A 15,926-nucleotide genomic window follows, 5' to 3' on the forward strand; every position below is an offset into this window, starting at 1 on the left:
GTGCCGGGAGTCTCCCGCCTCCGGCCTCGGGAAACCGTAATGTGGATCACTCCGCTCAACGGAAATCCCGGGACGCCGGCGTGACGGGGGGCTCGATCGCGTCCAGCCGGTCCGCGGTGAGGCTCGTGACGCCCTCGTGCCGCTGCAACCGGCCCCGCACCACCAGCGCGCCGCTGGTGCGGGCGATTCGACGGTAGCGCTGCCAGAGCCCCGGGGAGCAAGTGACATTGAGCATGCCCGTCTCGTCCTCCAGGTTGAGGAAGGTGACCCCGCCGGCGGTCGCCGGGCGCTGCCGGTGGGTGACGATCCCGCCGACCCGGATCCGCTGCCCGGGCTCCACCCGGCCCAGCCGGGCGATCGGCACCGCGCCGAGGGCGTCCAGCCGGTCCCGGATGAACCGGGCCGGGTGGCTCTCCGGGGACAGGCCGGTGGCCCAGACGTCGGCGACCAGCCGGTCCACCGCCTCCATCCCGGGCAGGGTGGGCGGGGCCGTGCCGGTCACCGTGCCGGGCAGCCGGCCCGGCCGGTCCTGGGCCGCCGCGCCGGCGGCCCAGAGGGCCTGCCGGCGGGTCAGCCCGAAACCGGCGAAGGCGTCCGCGGTGGCCAGCGCCTCCAGCTGCGCCGCGGTCAGGCCGACCCGGCGGGCCAGGTCCGGCATGTCCCGGTACGGCCCGTGGGCCGTCCGCTCCGCCTCGATCCGCTCGGCCACGTCGTCGCCGAGGGTACGCACGCTGCCCAGCCCCAGCCGGACCACCGGGCCGCCCAGCCCCCAGGCGTGCGGCGGCTCCCCCGGCTGGCTCCCCCACCGGGTCTCCGGGCCGGATTCCAGCGTGGCCTTGGCGCCGCTGGCGTTGATGTCCGGCCGGCGGACCTCGACGCCGTGCCGGCGGGCGTCGTCGACCAGGGTCTGCGGCGAGTAGAAGCCCATCGGCTGGGCGTTGAGCAGCGCGGCCAGGAACGGGCCGGGGTGGTAGCGCTTCAGCCAGGAGCTGGCGTAGACCAGGTAGGCGAAGCTCATGGCGTGGCTCTCCGGGAAGCCGTAGCTGGCGAACGCGGTGAGCTTGCGGTAGACGTCGTCGGCCAGGTCGCCCGTGATGCCCCGCTCGGCCATCCCGGCGTAGAGCCGGTCGGCGATCTGCGCCATCCGCTCCACCGAGCGCTTCGCCCCCATGGCCCGGCGCAGCTGGTCGGCCCCGGCCGCGTCGAAGCCGGCCAGGTCGATGGCGAGCTGCATGAGCTGCTCCTGGAACAGCGGCACGCCGAGGGTCTTCTCCAGCGCGTTGCGCATCAGCGGGTGCGCGAAGGTCACCGGCTCCTGGCCGTTCTTGCGCCGGATGTACGGGTGCACCGAGCCGCCCTGGATCGGGCCGGGCCGGATCAGCGCCACCTCCACCACCAGGTCGTAGAACTCGCGGGGCTTGAGCCGGGGCAGGGTGGCCATCTGGGCGCGGCTCTCCACCTGGAACACCCCGACCGAGTCGGCCCGGCAGAGCATGTCGTAGACCTCTGGGTCGTCCAGGGTCATGTCGCCCAGGTCCAGGCTCATCCCGATCAAGTCGTAGCCGTAGTGTAGCGCGGAGAGCATGCCGAGGCCGAGCAGGTCGAACTTGACCAGGCCGACGGCGGCGCAGTCGTCCTTGTCCCACTGGAGCACGCTGCGGCCCGGCATCCGCCCCCACTCCACCGGGCAGACCTCGATCACCGGCCGGTCGCAGATCACCATGCCGCCGGAGTGGATGCCCAGGTGCCGGGGGAAGGTCTGCAGCTCGTTGGCGTACGCCACCACCTGCTCGGGGATGTCCTCGACGTCGACCGCCGCGACCGAGCCCCAGCGGTCGATCTGCTTGCTCCAGGCGTCCTGCTGCCCGGGCGAGAAGCCGAACGCCTTGGCCACGTCCCGCACCGCCGACCGCGGCCGGTAGGAGATGACGTTGGCGACCTGGGCGGTGTGCTCCCGGCCGTACCGGGCGTAGACGTGCTGGATCACCTCCTCCCGGCGGTCGGACTCGATGTCCACGTCGATGTCGGGCGGGCCGTCCCGTTCCGGGGCGAGGAACCGCTCGAAGAGCAGCCGGTGCCGCACCGCGTCCACGTTGGTGATCCGCAGCGCGTAGCACACCGCCGAGTTGGCCGCCGAGCCCCGGCCCTGGCAGTAGATGTCCTGCTCGCGGCAGAACGCGACGATGTCGTAGACCACCAGGAAGTAGCCCGGGAAGCCCAGGTCCTCGATCATCCGCAGCTCATGCTCCAGCTGCGCGTACGCCTCCGGGTGCGCCTCGGGCGGGCCGTAGCGCTCCCGGGCGCCGGCCATGGTGAGGTGGCGCAGCCAGCTCATCTCGGTGTGCCCCGGCGGCACCGGGTACGCCGGCAGCTGCGGCGCGACAAGTTGCAGGTCGAAGGCGAGTTCCGCGCCGAACTCGGCGGCGCGGGCCACCGCACCCGGGTACGCGGCGAACCGCGCCGCCATCTCCGCGCCGCTGCGCAGGTGGGCGGTGGCGGCGGCGGGCAGCCAGCCGTCGATCTCGTCGAGGCTGCGCCGGGCCCGCACCGCCGCCACCGTGGTGGCCAGCCGGCGCCGCCCCGGGGTGGCGTAGTGCACGTTGTTGGTGGCCACCGTGGGCAGCCCGGCCGCGGCGGCCAGCTCGGCCAGCGCGTCGTTGCGGTCGGCGTCGAGCGGGTGCCCGTGGTCGGTCAGCTCCACCGCCACCGTCTCGGCGCCGAAGAGTTCGGTGAGCCGGTCCAGCTCCCGGGCCGCCGCGTCGACCCCCTCGGTGAGCAGCGCGGCGGGCACGTGCCCCTTGCGGCAGCCGGTGAGCACCAGCACGTGGTCGCGCAGCTCGGCGGCCACCTCCTCCAGCTCGCCGTAGACCGGGCGGCCCTTCTCGCCGCCGCGCAGCTGCGCCCGGGCGATGGTGGCGGCGAGCCGGGCGTACCCCTCGTGGCCGTGGGCCAGCACCAGCAGGTGCGCGCCGTGCGGGTCCGGCTCGCCGTTCTGCGGGCCGGGCAGCCCGAGGGAGAGCTCCGCGCCGAAGACCGTCGGCAGGTGCAGCGCGCGGGCCGCCTCGGCGAAGCGCACCACACCGTAGAAGCCGTCGTGATCGGTGACGGCGAGCGCGGTGAGCCCCAGCCGGGCGGCCTCCTCGGCCAGCTCCTCCGGGTGGCTGGCGCCGTCGAGGAAGCTGAAGTTGGAGTGCGCGTGCAGCTCCGCGTAGGGCACCGCGTCGTCGGGTCGGGGCAGCTCGGGCGGCGCGTACTCCTGCCGCTTGCGGCTCCACGCCGGGGAGTCGCCGCCGTCGGCGTCGACCGCGAGCGGGTCCACCACGTGCAGGTGCCGCTCACCCTTGGGCCGCCCCTTGCCGGACCGCCCGCCGGGCCGCCCGGAGAGCACCTGCTCCAGCTCCGACCAGGGCATCTTCGGGTTGTGGAAGCTCACCGGCAGCCTCCCGGAAGGTTCCGCGTCGAGATCTTGGAACCTCGCGGCCCCCGGAGGGGCCGAATTCCTCCAAGATCTGATTCCGCCCCTGCCAGGAGGCGGATGACCCTTGGCCGACTACGAACTTGATGATGCGAATGAATCACGGGAGCGGGCGCGGGCGCGAGCGCGGAAGCAGGCGCGGACGCGGAAGCAGGCGCGGGCGCGGAAGCAGGCGCAGGCGCGGAAGCAGGCGCAGGCGCGGATGGCGATCCGTTCACGTCATCAAGTTCGTAGCCTCCGACGGGGGGAAGCCGGGGTGGCAGGTCGGCGTGCCGCGCGGCCGGGGCACGGTCCGCAGCCAGAGCAGGGCGCATGACCAGAGCAGGGCGCGTGGCCGGAGCAGGGCGCGTGGCCAGAGCAGGGCGCGTGGCCAGAGCAGGGCGCGTGGCCAGAGCAGGGCGCGTGGCTGGGGCACGGCCCATGGCCCAGGCACGCCGCTCAGTCATAGATCGCCTCCACCAGCCACTGGCCGCCCTCGACGGCGAGCAGCAGGGCGGCCCCGTCGGCCAGGCAGACCTGGAACCGGGCCCGGCGGCGAGCCTCGGCCGGCGCCCACCAGCGCTCGTCCACCGGCCACGGGCCGGCCCACCCGGCAATGTCGGCCGGCCGGCCGGCGCCGACGGTCAGCCGGGCCGGCGCGGCGCTGACCGCCAGCCGGGCGCTGACCACGACCGGCTCACCGGCGGCGTCGTGCACGGCGGCGGGCAGCGGGGTGGGCAGCACCACGGCGGGTGCGGGCGGCGGGATCCGCCCCGGCCACGGCGGCACCGGCGTCGACGCCGCCGCCCGGGAACGGGTGGACACGGCCCGTTCCGGTGCGGCAGCGGGCGGCGGGGGCTCGGCGGCCGGCAGGGGTGGCGGGCCGGGACGGGTGGGCAGGCGCTCGTCGCCCCACGGGACCAGGCGCACCTGGTCGGCCGGGGAGCGCCCGCCGCCGAGCACGGCGGTGACGACCGCCTCGGGGCCGAGGATGCCCTGCACCCGGCTCAACGCGCGGTGTGCCCGCTCCCGCTCCTCGCCGGTCTCCCCCCACAGGCCGGGTTGCAGGCCGGCCTGGGCGAGCACGCCGTCCGGCACCAGCCGCAGCCGGATGATCCCGGCGGTGGGGCGGGCCGGGCGGGCGCCGCCCCGGCCGTTGCTGCCGGAGAGCCAGCCGTCGAGCTGCCAGCGGACCCGGTCGGCGATGGCCGCGGCGGTGAGCAGGCCGTCGTGCCGCCAGACCCGGTGCAGCTCCTGGCCGTGCGCGGTGACCGCCTCGATGCCGAGCCGGGTGCACGCCAGCCCGTGGGCGGCGAGCCGCTCGTGCAACTGCTCGGCCAGCGTGCGGGCGGCGAACGCCGCGGCGTCGACCCGGTCGATCGGCTCGTCGTGGTCGGCGGTGACGGTCAGGTCGGCGGGCGGCTGCCGGACCGCGAGCGGCCGGTGGTCCCGGCCGGCGGCGAGCCGGTGGGCCAGCGCCCCGTCGAAGCCGAACCGGGCCAGCACGTCGCCGGGGGGCAGCGCCGCGAAGTCGCCGAGGGTGCGTACGCCCAGCCGGCGCAGCAGGTCGGTCAGGGTGGGCCGGCCGAGCGCCTCGACGGGCAGGCCGGCCAGGAACTCCGGGGTCCCGCCGGGAGGCACGATCCGCCCGTCCCGGGCGGCCAGCCCGGCGGCGAAGACCCCGTCGGCGATGCCGACCTGGCTCTCCACCGCGCAGGTCTGCGCGACGTGCTCGACGATCCGCTCGGCCGCCGCCTCCTCGCCGCCGAGGTAGCGGCTGGGCCCCCGGGCGGCCAGCGCGCAGGCCCCGGGACGGATCACCTCGACGCCGGCGACCACCTCCTCGACGGCGGCCACCACCGGTTCGAACGCCCGGGCGTCCCGGGCGGGGTCGTGGTCGACGACGGTGAGCTGGGGGCAGCGCCCCTGCGCCTCCCGCCGGCGCAGGCCCCGGCGGACGCCCTCGGCGCGGGCCCGCTCGGAGCAGGCGACCACCCGGTTGGCGTGCAGCACCACGACCGGGTCGGTGGCCGGCACCCCGTCGACGATCTCGGCGGCGAGGACCGGCCAGTCCGGGCACCAGAGCAGCAGGGTCCGCGCCGGCGCACCGCTCATGCCGACCCGACCACGGTGAGCCGGCGGACGGCGGCGCGGACGGCGCCGGCACCGGTCGACCGGGGGATCACCCGGGTCAGCTCGTCGCCGGGCAGCCAGACCTTGATCTCCTTGGGGCGGGCGGCCGCGCCCCGGCCGCGGGCCGAGACGGTCACCTCCCGGCGGCGCAGCCGGCCCCGGCCCGCCCCGAGCCCCTCCCAGACCCCGCGGACCACCTGGAGCGTCACGTCCGCGCCGTCCCACCGCCCGTACGGGACGAGCACGCTGCCGCGCTGCCGGGCCCGGGCGGCCAGCCGGGTGGCGACCGAGGCGGAGACCGTGGCCGGCACGGCGGTGACCACCACGTCGACCCCGTCGATGAGCGCGGCGACGACGGTGGGCCACTCCGGCCCGGGGTTCGGCACCAGGGCGAGCCGGTCCAGGGCGATCCCGGCCTCGGCCGCCGCGCCCGCACCGAAGGTGGGCACGCCGACCACGGCGCACCACGAGCCGGCCCGGGACGCCTCGGCGAGCAGGGCGAGGATCAGGGAGGTGGCGCCGCTGCGCCGGGGCTGGCCGGCGCCGACCGCGATGGTGCTGCCGCGCCGCAGCCCGCGGTTGGGCAGCAGCCCGGTCAGCTCGGGCCGGACGGGGAGCACCCGGTGGCCACCCGCCGGGTCGGGCGCGCTGGCCGGGCGGACCAGTTCGGCCAGGGCGGCGGAACCGACCACCATGCGGCCCGCCATCGGACCAACCCCCTGTCGTGTGTTCACCACGGGCGCCGGCCCGTGGATGGTGCTGTGGATCGTGCGTGCGGGACGCGCTCGGCGGCCCGGCGGGCGGTGTGCCCGCCGGGGCCGGGAGTGGCGCCCGGCCACCCGGGGTCCCGCCGGTGGTGGCCGGGCGCCACGACTCAGGCGGCGGCTGCTCCGGGTCGCGGCGCGGCGTCGGACCCGCCCAGCCGGAGTGGCCCGTGCAGCCCGTCGAGCGCCGGTTGGTGGGCCAGGCCGAGCGCGGTCTCCACCACGGTCACGAACTCCTCGGCGGCGCGGAGCAGGTCGTCGGCCTCCCGGGCGGTGACCACCCGGGGGATGCCCGCCTCGGCGGCGGCCCGCTTGCTGGCACCGGCGGCGAAGTAGGCGGCCCACTCGTCCAGCTCGGGGGCGACGGCGGCGAGCAGCACCCAGACGCTGGTGATCCGGTTGCGCCGGGTGGGTGCGGGGCGGGCGCGGGCGGCGAGCAGGGCGGCGGCGGCGCGCAGCGCGGCCAGGTGGGCGGCGGCGTACCGGAGGCCGTCGGGGCGGGTCCGGGCGGCCTCGGCCAGCCCGTGGCGGGCCACCACGAGCAGTTGGGCGGGGGTGCGGTGCGGCAGCACGTGCGCGGGCACCGTGGGCGCCTGGGCCGGACTGGTCGACATGGTCTCTCCTCCGCGTGGGCCGGGGCGGGGCGGCCGCGCGACGGGGAGCCGTCGCCCGGGACGCCCGGAACGGGCGGTGCGGAGGAAGACGCACCAGGTGGGGGCCGGCCGGGTGTGGACGCTTCCCCACACCACACCCGGCCGGCGTACCGGCGGGTCCGTCGCCCGCCGCCCGGGGGTCGTGGGCGGCGGGCGACGATCCTGCCTCGACGGGTCCGGACTCGCGACTGTCCGGAGCCCGGTGCGGTCCGCGGAACCGCACCTCCCGGGAGCCGGAGCCGCGAAACACCGCTCCCGGACGTTGGAACGAGCGTACGACTGAATCGAACACTCGTTCTAACTGCTCTGACAGTACACCTCCCCTCCGACGAAAATGCAACGTGTGACGTACCGGCGTGCCGAACGCCGGCCGGTCAACTCTCAGGGCGCGCACAGCATCGACAAAGGAGCCGCCGAACTCCGGGCCCCAGGGTTGACGACATGAACGTCAGCCATACCGCCGTCGCCGGCCGGCGGATCCCGCGCCGGGCCCTGCCGGCGGCACCCACCTGGTGGGCCGACGTGGCCGGCGGCGCCGCGGTGCTCAGCCTGCTGGTGGTCACCGCGCTCTGGACCGCCGACCGCGGCGTGCAGGAGCTGCTGGGCGGCGGGGCCACCGGCCTCACCTCGCTCGGCCGGCTCGCCGGCCTGGTCAGCGCCGACCTGATGCTCGTCCAGGTGGTGCTCATGGCCCGGGTGCCGCTGATCGAGCGGCGCTTCGGCCAGGACCGGATCGCCCGCTGGCACCGGCTCACCGGCTTCACCTCGTTCCACCTGCTCCTGGCGCACGTGCTGCTGACCGTCCTCGGGTACGCCGGCACCGCCCGCCGGGGGGTGCTCGCCGAGACCTGGGACCTGGTCGTCACGTACCCGGGGATGCTGCTGGCCACCGCGGCGCTGGCCCTGCTCGTGCTGGTGGTGGTGACCTCGGTCCGCGCGGCCCGGCGCCGGCTGCGCTACGAGTCCTGGCACCTGCTGCACCTGTACGCGTACCTGGGTGTCGCGCTGGCGCTGCCGCACCAGCTCTGGACCGGCGCGGACTTCGTCGCCTCGCCGCTCGCCCGCGCCTACTGGTGGACCGTCTACCTGCTGGCCCTGGCCAGCGTGCTGGTCTGGCGGCTCGGGCTGCCCGCCTGGCGCTCGCTGCGGCACCGCATCGAGGTGGCCGCCGTGGTGCCCGAGGCGCCCGGGATCACCTCGGTCTGGCTGCGCGGGCGCGACCTGCACCGGCTGCCCGTCCGGGCCGGGCAGTTCCTGCTCTGGCGGTTCCTGGACGGTCCCGGCTGGTCCCGGGCCCACCCGTACTCGCTGTCCGCGCCGCCGAACGGCGACCTCATGCGGATCACGGTCAAGGACCTGGGCGACGGCAGCGCCCGGGTGGCCGCCCTGCGCCCCGGCACGCGGGTGCTCGTCGAGGGGCCGTACGGGCGGCTCACCGGGGAGCACTGGCGCGGCGGCGGGATCACCATGCTGGCCTGCGGGGTCGGCATCACCCCGCTGCTGGCGCTGCTCTGGGAACTGCCGTACGCGCCGGGCCAGGCCGTGCTGCTCCACCGCGCGCGTACCCCTGACGACCTCGCCTTCCGGGCGGAGCTGGACCGGCTCGCCGCCGAGCGCGGGCTGGTCGTGCACCACCTGGTCGGCCCCCGCGCGACGCGCCCGTCCTGGCTGCCGGCCTACGCCGAGGGGCTTCCCGACGCGGAGGCGCTGCGCCGGCTCTCCCCCGGCATCGCCGGCCACGACGTCTTCCTCTGCGGACCGGACGGCTGGGTCGACGCCGCCCGCGCCGCGACCCGCGCGGCGGGGGTCCCCGACGCGCACGTCCACCAGGAACGCTTCGCCTGGTGACCGGCAGGAAAGGACGATCCATGCGACGGATCACCATCTGGTTGCTCTCGACGGTGGCCGCACTGGTGCTGCTGTTCAGCTACAAGACCAGCACCATGGGCGCGGGCGGGGAGAGCAGCGCGGTCGCCTCGGGCACCGACCGCGCCGGCAGCTCCTGGAGCGGCACGGACGGCGGCACCGGCTCGGGCCCCTCGACCGGCGGCGACAGCAGCACCGGCGGCACCGGCAGCACCGGCAGCACCGGCAGCGGCGGCGACGGCACCGCCACCGGGTCGGTGGCGCAGACCCGGTGGGGGCCGGTGCAGGTGCGGATCACCGTCTCCGGCGGGAAGATCACCGATGTCGCCGTGCTCCAGGTGCCGGACGGCAACCACCGGGACCAGGAGATCAACGACTACGCGGTGCCGATCCTGCGGCAGGAGGCCCTCGCGGCGCAGAGCGCGCGGATCGACACCGTCTCCGGGGCCACCGTCACCAGCGACGGATACCGCGAGTCCCTCCAGTCCGCCATCGACGCGGCGCACCTGGGATGAGCGGGACCGTGACCGAACCGGACCGGCGCGCCTGGGTGGCGCAGGTGATGGGGCTGCCGGTCAGCGTGCACCTGCGCGGCCCGGAGGTGCGCACCGACGCGGTGGCCGAGCGGGTGGCGCGGGTCTTCGCCGAGCTGCGCGAGGTGGACGCGACGTTCAGCACGTACCGGCCGGACAGCGTGCTGAGCCGGCTCGGCGGGGCGGTGCCCGACCCGACCACCGCGGATCCGCTGGTGCGCGAGGTGGTCGAGCGCTGCGAGGAGGCCCGCGTCCGCACCGGCGGGTGGTTCGACGCCCGGCGGCTGCCGCTGCCCGGCGGGGGCACCGGATTCGACCCGTCCGGCCTGGTCAAGGGATGGGCGGTGGAGCGGGCGGCGCGCCGGCTGGTGCTGCCCGGCCACGACCTGTGCCTCAACGCCGGCGGGGACGTGCTGCTGCGCACCGCGCCGGGCCGGCCGGCCTGGCGGGTCGGGATCGAGGACCCGGACCGCCCCGAGCGGCTGCTCGACGTGGTCGCCCGCGCGCACGGCGCGGTCGCCACGTCCGGCACCGCGCGGCGCGGCGCCCACATCACCGACCCGCGCGCCGGGCGGCCGGCCCGGGCCGTCCGGTCGGTCACCGTGGTCGGCCCCGAACTGCTCTGGGCCGACGTGTACGCCACCGCGGCCGTCGCCCGCGGCGCGGACGCGCTCGACTGGCTGGCCACCCTGGACGGGTACGCGGCCCTGCTCGTGGACGCCGCCGGCGGGGTCCGGGCCACGCCGAACTGGCCCGGCTCCCGGCCGGCGACTCAGACCCGCGCCGCGTAGTCGGGCAGATCGGCCTCGGTGGCCAGCGAGCCGGTGCCGCGCACCAGCAGCGACTGGACCGGGCGGGTGGCGAGCAGCCGGTCGCGCAGCCACAGCCCCCAGCCGCTGGCCGGGGCGAGGAAGCGGCCGGGGCTGGCGCCGCGCTGCCAGCGGCCGGCGTACGCCCGCATCCGCCGCTCGTAGGCGGGCAGCGCCACCCGGTGGTCGCCGCCGGCCAGGGCCAGCTCGCCGGCGAGCACGTACGCCCCGACCAGGCCGGTGCCGACCCCCATCCCGCCGAGGGTCACCCCCCAGGCCGCGTCGCCGAGCAGCACGGCCCGGCCGGCGTGCCAGCAGGGCACGCCGGCCCGGGCGATCGCGTCGAAGTAGAGCTCGGGCGCGGCGCGCAGGCCGGCCAGCAGCCGGGGCACGTGCCAGCCCAGCCCCGCGAAGGCGTCGGCGATCAACGCCTTCTGCCGGTCGAGGTCGAGCCGGTCGTGGTCCTGCGGGGCGAGGCGAACACGACGAGGGCGCCCGCCCGGGCCGGGTCGCGCTGATCGGCGGCCACGCTGGCCATCCGGCCGGGCACGTTGTACTGCCGCGGGACGGCGTCGAAGCCGCCGTCGTTGGGCAGGTCCCAGCCGGCCAGGTGGTAGCCGAGGTGGGTGACGTACGCCGACTCGGGCCCGAACGCCAGCCGGCGCACGCCGGAGTGCAGCCCGTCCGCGCCGATCACCAGGTCGACGGCGCGGGAGGCGCCCCGGGCCAGGTCGACCCGCATCCCGTCGGCGGTCTCGGTGAGCGCGGTGATCCGGTCGCCGAAGACGTACCCGACCCGGTCGGCGCCGTGCTCGTAGAGGATCCGGGACAGGTCCCGGCGGAGGACCTCCAGCTCGCCGCCGGCGAACTCGGCCGGCAGCCGGAAGATCTCCCGGTCGTGCTCGTCCACCCGGCTCATGGCGCCCGCGTGGGTCTGCACCGCGCGCAACTCGTCGAGCACGCCCATGGCGGCGAGCACGCCCAGGTGGGTGGGGCCGCGGAAGTCGACCGCGAAGCCGCTGGTCCGCAGCGCGGGCGCGGCCTCCACGACGGTGACCTCGGCGCCGTGCCGGGCCAGCCACCAGGCCACCGCCGGACCGGCCACCCCGGCGCCGGAGACGAGCACGCGGAGACCGCGGAGAGGAGTAGGCATGTCGTTCCCCGTTCTAAACTGTGTCCCTTGGATACAGAGTACTCTAGACACAGTTTCGAGCCGAGGACAAGGGGTGACCGTGGAGACCGGTGGCGTCGACAAACGCCGGCTGTTCGAGCTGCTGTGGGGCACCCCGGCCGGACCCCGGCGGGGGCCCCGCCCCACCCTCACGCTGGCCGCGATCGCCCGCGCGGGCATCGCCATCGCCGACGCCGACGGCCTCGAAGGGCTGACCATGCAGCGGGTCGCCGAGTCGCTGGACGTCACCAAGATGGCGCTCTACCGGTACGTGCCCGGCCGCGCCGAACTCGTGGCGCTGATGCTGGAGGACGCGATCGGTGAGCCGCCCCCACCACCGGCCGGGGCCGACTGGCGCGCCCGGCTCGACGACTGGACCCGGCAGCTGTTCGACCGGTTCCGCCGGCACCCGTGGGCCCAGGCGGCGACCGTCGGCGCCCGGCTGCCCGGCCCGAACGAGCTGGCCTGGGTGGAAGCGGTGGTCGCCGCCCTCACCGGCACCGGGCTGACCGGCGCCGAGCAGCTCGACGTCGCGGTGCTCCTGGTCGGGCACGCTCGCAACCTGGCCCAGCACGCGACGCCGCAGGGCGCGCCCGCCGGGAGCCGGGAGGCCGCCTTCGGCGTCCTGGTCCGTGGCCGGGAGGAGCGGTTCCCGGCGCTGGACGCCGCCCTGCGCGGCATCGACCCGGCGGCCGCCGACGCGGCCCTCGACTTCGGCCTGGCCCGGATCCTCGACGGCATCGGCACGCTGATCGCCGCCCGCACCGCCGACCCTCGTTCGGGCGGGGCGGCCGACCGGGGCCCGGGCGGCCGGGGAGAATGAGGGGCATGCAGCCACACCCGAACGTGCAGGCGGTGCAGCGGGCGCTCGACGACGCGGGCGCGCGGGACGGCTCCGGCGGCCCGAGCCAGGTCCGCCTGCTGCCCGAGGCCGTGCACACCGCCGCCGCGGCCGCCGCGGCCCTCGACGTCGAGGTCGGCGCCATCGCCAACTCGCTCGTCTTCGACGCCGACGACGCGCCCCTGCTGGTGCTCACCTCCGGCGCGCACCGGGTGGACACCGCGGGGCTGGCCGCGTCCCTCGGGGTCACCCACCTGCGCCGGGCCACCCCCGAGTTCGTCAAGCGGCACACCGGGCAGGTGATCGGCGGCGTCGCCCCGGTCGGCCACCCGCAACCGCTGCGCACCCTCGTGGACACCGCGCTGGCGGCGTACGGCGAGGTGTGGGCGGCCGGCGGGGTGCCGCAGGCGGTCTTCCCCACCACCCACGCGGAGCTGCTGCGGCTCACCTCGGGCACCGCGCACGAGGTGGCGTGACTCCGGACCTCGTCACGCTGCACGTGTGGCGGATCCCCCGCACGGCCGTCCCCGGGGCGCTGGCCCGGATGGCGACCCACCCGGCGCGGCTGCGCCGGCTGCCCGGCGTCCGGTTCGCCAAGCTGCTCGGCACCGGGACCGGCACCGGCTTCGGCCCCGGTGACGCCGACCTGACCCGGTGGGCCGCCCTCGTGGTGTGGGACTCCCCCGCCGCGGCGGCCGCCTTCGACGCCTCCCCGGTCGGCCGCTCCTGGGCCCGGCTCGCCCGCGCCCGCGTGCGGGTGGAGCTGCGCCCGCTGACCAGCCGGGGCGAGTGGTCCGGCCACCGGCCGTTCGGCGAGCCGTCCGGCGGGCGGGTCGCCGGGCCGGTGCTGGCGCTGACCCGGGCCCGGCTGCGGGCCCGCCGGGCGGTCACCTTCTGGCGGGCGGTCCCGCCGGTCGCCGCCGCCCTGCACGCCGCGCCCGGGCTGCTCGCCCGGTTCGGCGTCGGCGAGGCGCCGCTGGGCTGGCAGGGCACGGTGAGCGTGTGGCGCGACGCCACGGACCTCGTTGCGTTCGCGTACCGTCACCCGGAGCACCGGGCCGCGATCACCCGCACCCCCACCGAGGGGTGGTACGCGGAGGAACTGTTCGCGCGGTTCGCGGTGGCCGACGTGGTCGGCGACCGGACGGTACTGGGATGGGTCGCCCCCGAGAGCGACCCGGCAACGGCGAGAGGGAACGCATGAGGTTGGTGCGGTGGACACCGGACGATCTGGTCCGGCGGCTGGACGACGTGGTGGCCGTCTACGGCGAGGCGATGGGCTACCGCGCCGACCTGCTGGAGGCCCGGCGCGGCTACATCGCCACCCACGTCCGCCGGCCCGGCTTCCGCGCCGTCGCCAGCCTGACCACCGAGGGACACCTGGCCGGCTTCGGGTACGGCTACCTCGGCGCCGCCGGCCAGTGGTGGCACGACCAGGTGCACCGGGCGCTGGACGGCGAGGCCCGGCAGCGCTGGCTGACCCACTGCTTCGAGGTGGTCGAGCTGCACGTCCGCCCACCCGCGCAGGGGCACGGCCTCGGCGCCGGCCAGCTGCGCGCGCTGCTCACCATGGCCGAGGGCAGCACCACCCTGCTCTCCACGCCGGAGGCCGACGAGCAGACGTCCCGGGCCTGGCGGCTCTACCGCCGGTTCGGCTTCGTCGACATCCTGCGCCACTTCCACTTCCCCGGCGACGAGCGGCCGTTCGGCGTGCTCGGCCGGGACCTGCCGCTGCCACCCCCCGGCCCCGGCCCGGGCCCGTCGTGATCCGGGGCCGGCTGCCCTGGGCGCTGCTGGCCGTCCTGGTCCTGGCCCAGATCTGCTACCCGCTCACCGGGGGCACGACGCGCGCCGGCCTCACCGTGGCCACCGTCGGGCTCGGCTGGCTGCTCTCCGTCGGGCACGCCCTGCTCACCCGGGGTACGCGCACCGCGCTCGCGCTGGTCGCCGTGGCCACCGGCGGCGGCTTCGCGATCGAGGCGCTCGGCGTGGCCACCGGCTTCCCGTTCGGCAGCTACGACTACTCCGGCGAGCTGGGCCCGAAGCTGGCCGGCGTACCGCTGGTCATCCCGCTGGCCTGGACCTGGATGGCCTGGCCGGCCTGGCTCACCGCGGTCCGGCTCACCCGCTCCCGCCCCGCCCGGATCGCCCTGGCCGCGGTCGGCCTGGCCGCCTGGGACCTCTTCCTCGACCCGCAGATGGTGGCCGAGGGCTACTGGCGCTGGCGGGACGCCACCCCGGCCCTGCCCGGCCTGCCCGGCATCCCGGTCAGCAACTACCTCGGCTGGCTGCTCTTCGCGGTGCTGCTGACGGCCGCGCTGCGCCCGCTCGCCGGGCCGGCCGTCGACCGCACCGGCGCCCGGGACGCGCCCATGTTCGGGCTCTACCTGTGGACGTACGCCTCCAGCGTGCTGGCACACGCGGTCTTCCTCCGGCTGCCCGCCTCGGCGGCCTGGGGCGCGGCCGGGATGGCGGTGGCCGCCGTGCCGCTGGCGGTGACGCTGCTGCGCGCCCGCCGGCACCGGGCCGGTCCGGGCATGGCGGAACCGGCCCCCCGCGTCGACGCGCCGGCATGATCCCCGCGCTCGTCCTGCTCGCGGCGGTAGCCGCGCTCACCGCGCACACGGTCGTCAACGCCACCGCCTGGCTGCGCCGCCCCGGCGCCGGCCCGGTCGAGGTCACCGAGGCCGTGGCGGTGCTGCTGCCGCTGCGCGACGAGGCCGACCGGGTCACCCCGTGCCTGCGCGCGCTGCTCGCCCAGCGCGGCGTGCCGGAGCTGCGGATCATGGTGCTCGACGACGGCTCGACCGACGGCACCGCCGACGTGGTCCGCGCGGTGGCCGGCGACGACCCCCGGGTCACCCTGCTCACCGGGGTCACCCTGCCGCCGGGCTGGCTCGGCAAGCCGCACGCCTGCTGGCAGCTCGCCACCCGCACCGACCCGGCCCCCACCGCGCTGGCCTTCGTCGACGCCGACGTGGTCCTCACCCCGTACGCGGTCGCCGCGGCGGTGACCGAACTGCACGCGGCGGGCGCGACGTTGCTGTCGCCGTACCCCCGGATCCTGGTGCGGACGGCGGCCGACCGGCTGGTGCAGCCGCTGCTGCAGTGGTTGTGGCTGACCTTCCTGCCGCTGCGCGCCATGGAACGCTCGCCGCGGCCGTCGCTCGCGGCGGCCGGCGGGCAGTTCCTGGTCGTGGACCGGGCGGGCTACCTGCGGGCCGGTGGGCACGCGGCGGTCGCCGACCGGGTGCTGGAGGACATCGAGCTGGCCCGGGCCGTGAAGCGGTCCGGCGGCCGGATCGCCCTGGCCGACGGCTCCCGGCTGGCCGCGTGCCGGATGTACGACAGCTGGCCGCAGCTGCGCGACGGCTACAGCAAGTCGCTCTGGGCCTCCTTCGGGCACCCGGCCGCCGCCGCGGCGGTGGTGACCCTGCTGCTCCTGCTCTACACCGCGCCCCCGCTGATCGCGGTCTGGCTCGCCCCGACGGCTCGCCCGGTGTCGTTGGTGGTGCTCGTCGCCTACCTGCTGGGGGTGGTCGGTCGCGCGGTCAGCGCCCGGGCCACCGGCGGGCGGGCGTGGCCCGACGCGCTGGCACACCCCGTGTCGGTCGTGGTCCTCGGTTGGCTGACCCTCCGGTCGTACCATCTGCGGAGGCGACGCCGGCTCACCTGGCGGGGTCGCCCGGTCGGCTAGGAGGG

Annotated in this window: 16 protein-coding genes; 9 read left to right on the plus strand and 7 right to left on the minus strand. The window is 76.9% G+C overall.

Annotation, left to right across the window (positions count from 1 at the left end):
• Window positions 1–55: 55 nt before the first annotated feature.
• From GA0070214_RS23495 to GA0070214_RS23515, 5 genes are all read right to left on the minus strand, one after another.
• Entirely contained in the window at window positions 56–3,433 is a 3,378-nt protein-coding gene (locus GA0070214_RS23495) for an error-prone DNA polymerase (protein WP_091268123.1), read from the minus strand.
• Between the two features lie 256 nt (window positions 3,434–3,689).
• Window positions 3,690–3,890 (minus strand): hypothetical protein, encoded by a 201-nt coding sequence (locus GA0070214_RS31575; RefSeq protein WP_167364324.1) that lies wholly within the window; start codon window positions 3,888–3,890, stop codon window positions 3,690–3,692.
• A gap of 23 nt (window positions 3,891–3,913) precedes the next feature.
• Window positions 3,914–5,569 carry a DNA polymerase Y family protein gene (locus GA0070214_RS23505; protein ID WP_091268126.1) on the minus strand — a complete coding sequence of 552 codons (1,656 nt, stop codon included), beginning with the start codon at window positions 5,567–5,569 and terminating at the stop codon, window positions 3,914–3,916.
• Window positions 5,566–6,294 carry a hypothetical protein gene (locus tag GA0070214_RS23510; protein WP_091268129.1) on the minus strand — a complete coding sequence of 243 codons (729 nt, stop codon included), beginning with the start codon at window positions 6,292–6,294 and terminating at the stop codon, window positions 5,566–5,568. The genes GA0070214_RS23505 and GA0070214_RS23510 overlap by 4 nt, the downstream gene beginning before the upstream one ends.
• A gap of 167 nt (window positions 6,295–6,461) precedes the next feature.
• Window positions 6,462–6,965 (minus strand): SAV_6107 family HEPN domain-containing protein, encoded by a 504-nt coding sequence (locus GA0070214_RS23515; protein ID WP_091268132.1) that lies wholly within the window; start codon window positions 6,963–6,965, stop codon window positions 6,462–6,464.
• A gap of 480 nt (window positions 6,966–7,445) precedes the next feature.
• Here GA0070214_RS23515 and GA0070214_RS23520 point away from each other — a divergent pair, with 480 nt between their 5' ends.
• The 3 genes from GA0070214_RS23520 to GA0070214_RS23530 are packed head-to-tail and all read left to right on the plus strand — an operon-like array spanning window position 7,446 to window position 10,194.
• Entirely contained in the window at window positions 7,446–8,852 is a 1,407-nt protein-coding gene (locus GA0070214_RS23520; protein ID WP_091268134.1) for a ferredoxin reductase family protein, read from the plus strand.
• A gap of 20 nt (window positions 8,853–8,872) precedes the next feature.
• Window positions 8,873–9,385, plus strand: a complete 513-nt coding sequence (locus GA0070214_RS23525; RefSeq protein WP_091268139.1) for an FMN-binding protein — start codon at window positions 8,873–8,875, stop codon at window positions 9,383–9,385.
• Between the two features lie 8 nt (window positions 9,386–9,393).
• Window positions 9,394–10,194 carry an FAD:protein FMN transferase gene (locus tag GA0070214_RS23530; protein ID WP_167364325.1) on the plus strand — a complete coding sequence of 267 codons (801 nt, stop codon included), beginning with the start codon at window positions 9,394–9,396 and terminating at the stop codon, window positions 10,192–10,194.
• On the opposite strand, the gene GA0070214_RS32575 is transcribed toward GA0070214_RS23530, so the two are convergent.
• Both GA0070214_RS32575 and GA0070214_RS32580 read right to left on the minus strand, forming a co-directional pair.
• Window positions 10,176–10,640 (minus strand): Rossmann-fold NAD(P)-binding domain-containing protein, encoded by a 465-nt coding sequence (locus GA0070214_RS32575; protein WP_244167814.1) that lies wholly within the window; start codon window positions 10,638–10,640, stop codon window positions 10,176–10,178. The genes GA0070214_RS23530 and GA0070214_RS32575 overlap by 19 nt on opposite strands.
• Window positions 10,637–11,365: an FAD-dependent monooxygenase gene (locus GA0070214_RS32580; protein ID WP_244167815.1), complete on the minus strand. Its 729-nt coding sequence runs from the start codon at window positions 11,363–11,365 to the stop codon at window positions 10,637–10,639. Before GA0070214_RS32580 ends, GA0070214_RS32575 begins: the two co-directional genes overlap by 4 nt.
• A 73-nt stretch (window positions 11,366–11,438) precedes the next feature.
• Here GA0070214_RS32580 and GA0070214_RS23540 point away from each other — a divergent pair, with 73 nt between their 5' ends.
• From GA0070214_RS23540 to GA0070214_RS23565, 6 genes are read left to right on the plus strand one after another with little or no spacing between them, the layout of a single operon-like run.
• Complete coding sequence (locus GA0070214_RS23540) at window positions 11,439–12,206, plus strand: TetR/AcrR family transcriptional regulator (protein ID WP_244167816.1); 768 nt, start codon at window positions 11,439–11,441, stop codon at window positions 12,204–12,206.
• Window positions 12,207–12,211: 5 nt separating this feature from the next.
• Window positions 12,212–12,700: a YbaK/EbsC family protein gene (locus GA0070214_RS23545; protein WP_091268150.1), complete on the plus strand. Its 489-nt coding sequence runs from the start codon at window positions 12,212–12,214 to the stop codon at window positions 12,698–12,700.
• Complete coding sequence (locus tag GA0070214_RS23550) at window positions 12,697–13,428, plus strand: monooxygenase (protein WP_091268153.1); 732 nt, start codon at window positions 12,697–12,699, stop codon at window positions 13,426–13,428. Before GA0070214_RS23545 ends, GA0070214_RS23550 begins: the two co-directional genes overlap by 4 nt.
• Window positions 13,425–13,991: a GNAT family N-acetyltransferase gene (locus GA0070214_RS23555; RefSeq protein ID WP_091268155.1), complete on the plus strand. Its 567-nt coding sequence runs from the start codon at window positions 13,425–13,427 to the stop codon at window positions 13,989–13,991. The genes GA0070214_RS23550 and GA0070214_RS23555 overlap by 4 nt, the downstream gene beginning before the upstream one ends.
• Complete coding sequence (locus tag GA0070214_RS23560; RefSeq protein WP_091268158.1) at window positions 13,988–14,800, plus strand: carotenoid biosynthesis protein; 813 nt, start codon at window positions 13,988–13,990, stop codon at window positions 14,798–14,800. Before GA0070214_RS23555 ends, GA0070214_RS23560 begins: the two co-directional genes overlap by 4 nt.
• The gene (locus GA0070214_RS23565; RefSeq protein WP_091268161.1) at window positions 14,797–15,921 is read left to right on the plus strand and encodes a glycosyltransferase family 2 protein; all 1,125 of its coding nucleotides are present in this window, start codon (window positions 14,797–14,799) and stop codon (window positions 15,919–15,921) included. The genes GA0070214_RS23560 and GA0070214_RS23565 overlap by 4 nt, the downstream gene beginning before the upstream one ends.
• Window positions 15,922–15,926 lie beyond the last annotated feature (5 nt).

It is taken from the genome of Micromonospora chaiyaphumensis, from assembly GCF_900091435.1.
GTDB classification, from domain to species: Bacteria; Actinomycetota; Actinomycetes; order Mycobacteriales; family Micromonosporaceae; genus Micromonospora; species Micromonospora chaiyaphumensis.

Bases quoted from the DNA above. Each gene is read 5' to 3' on its own strand.
- GA0070214_RS23505 (WP_091268126.1), bottom strand. From the start codon at position 5,569: ATGAGCGGTGCGCCGGCGCGGACCCTGCTGCTCTGGTGCCCGGACTGG.
- GA0070214_RS23510 (WP_091268129.1), bottom strand. From the start codon at position 6,294: ATGGCGGGCCGCATGGTGGTCGGTTCCGCCGCCCTGGCCGAACTGGTC.
- GA0070214_RS23515 (WP_091268132.1), bottom strand. From the start codon at position 6,965: ATGTCGACCAGTCCGGCCCAGGCGCCCACGGTGCCCGCGCACGTGCTG.
- GA0070214_RS23520 (WP_091268134.1), top strand. From the start codon at position 7,446: ATGAACGTCAGCCATACCGCCGTCGCCGGCCGGCGGATCCCGCGCCGG.
- GA0070214_RS23525 (WP_091268139.1), top strand. From the start codon at position 8,873: ATGCGACGGATCACCATCTGGTTGCTCTCGACGGTGGCCGCACTGGTG.
- GA0070214_RS32580 (WP_244167815.1), bottom strand. From the start codon at position 11,365: ATGCCTACTCCTCTCCGCGGTCTCCGCGTGCTCGTCTCCGGCGCCGGG.
- GA0070214_RS23545 (WP_091268150.1), top strand. From the start codon at position 12,212: ATGCAGCCACACCCGAACGTGCAGGCGGTGCAGCGGGCGCTCGACGAC.
- GA0070214_RS23555 (WP_091268155.1), top strand. From the start codon at position 13,425: ATGAGGTTGGTGCGGTGGACACCGGACGATCTGGTCCGGCGGCTGGAC.
- GA0070214_RS23565 (WP_091268161.1), top strand. From the start codon at position 14,797: ATGATCCCCGCGCTCGTCCTGCTCGCGGCGGTAGCCGCGCTCACCGCG.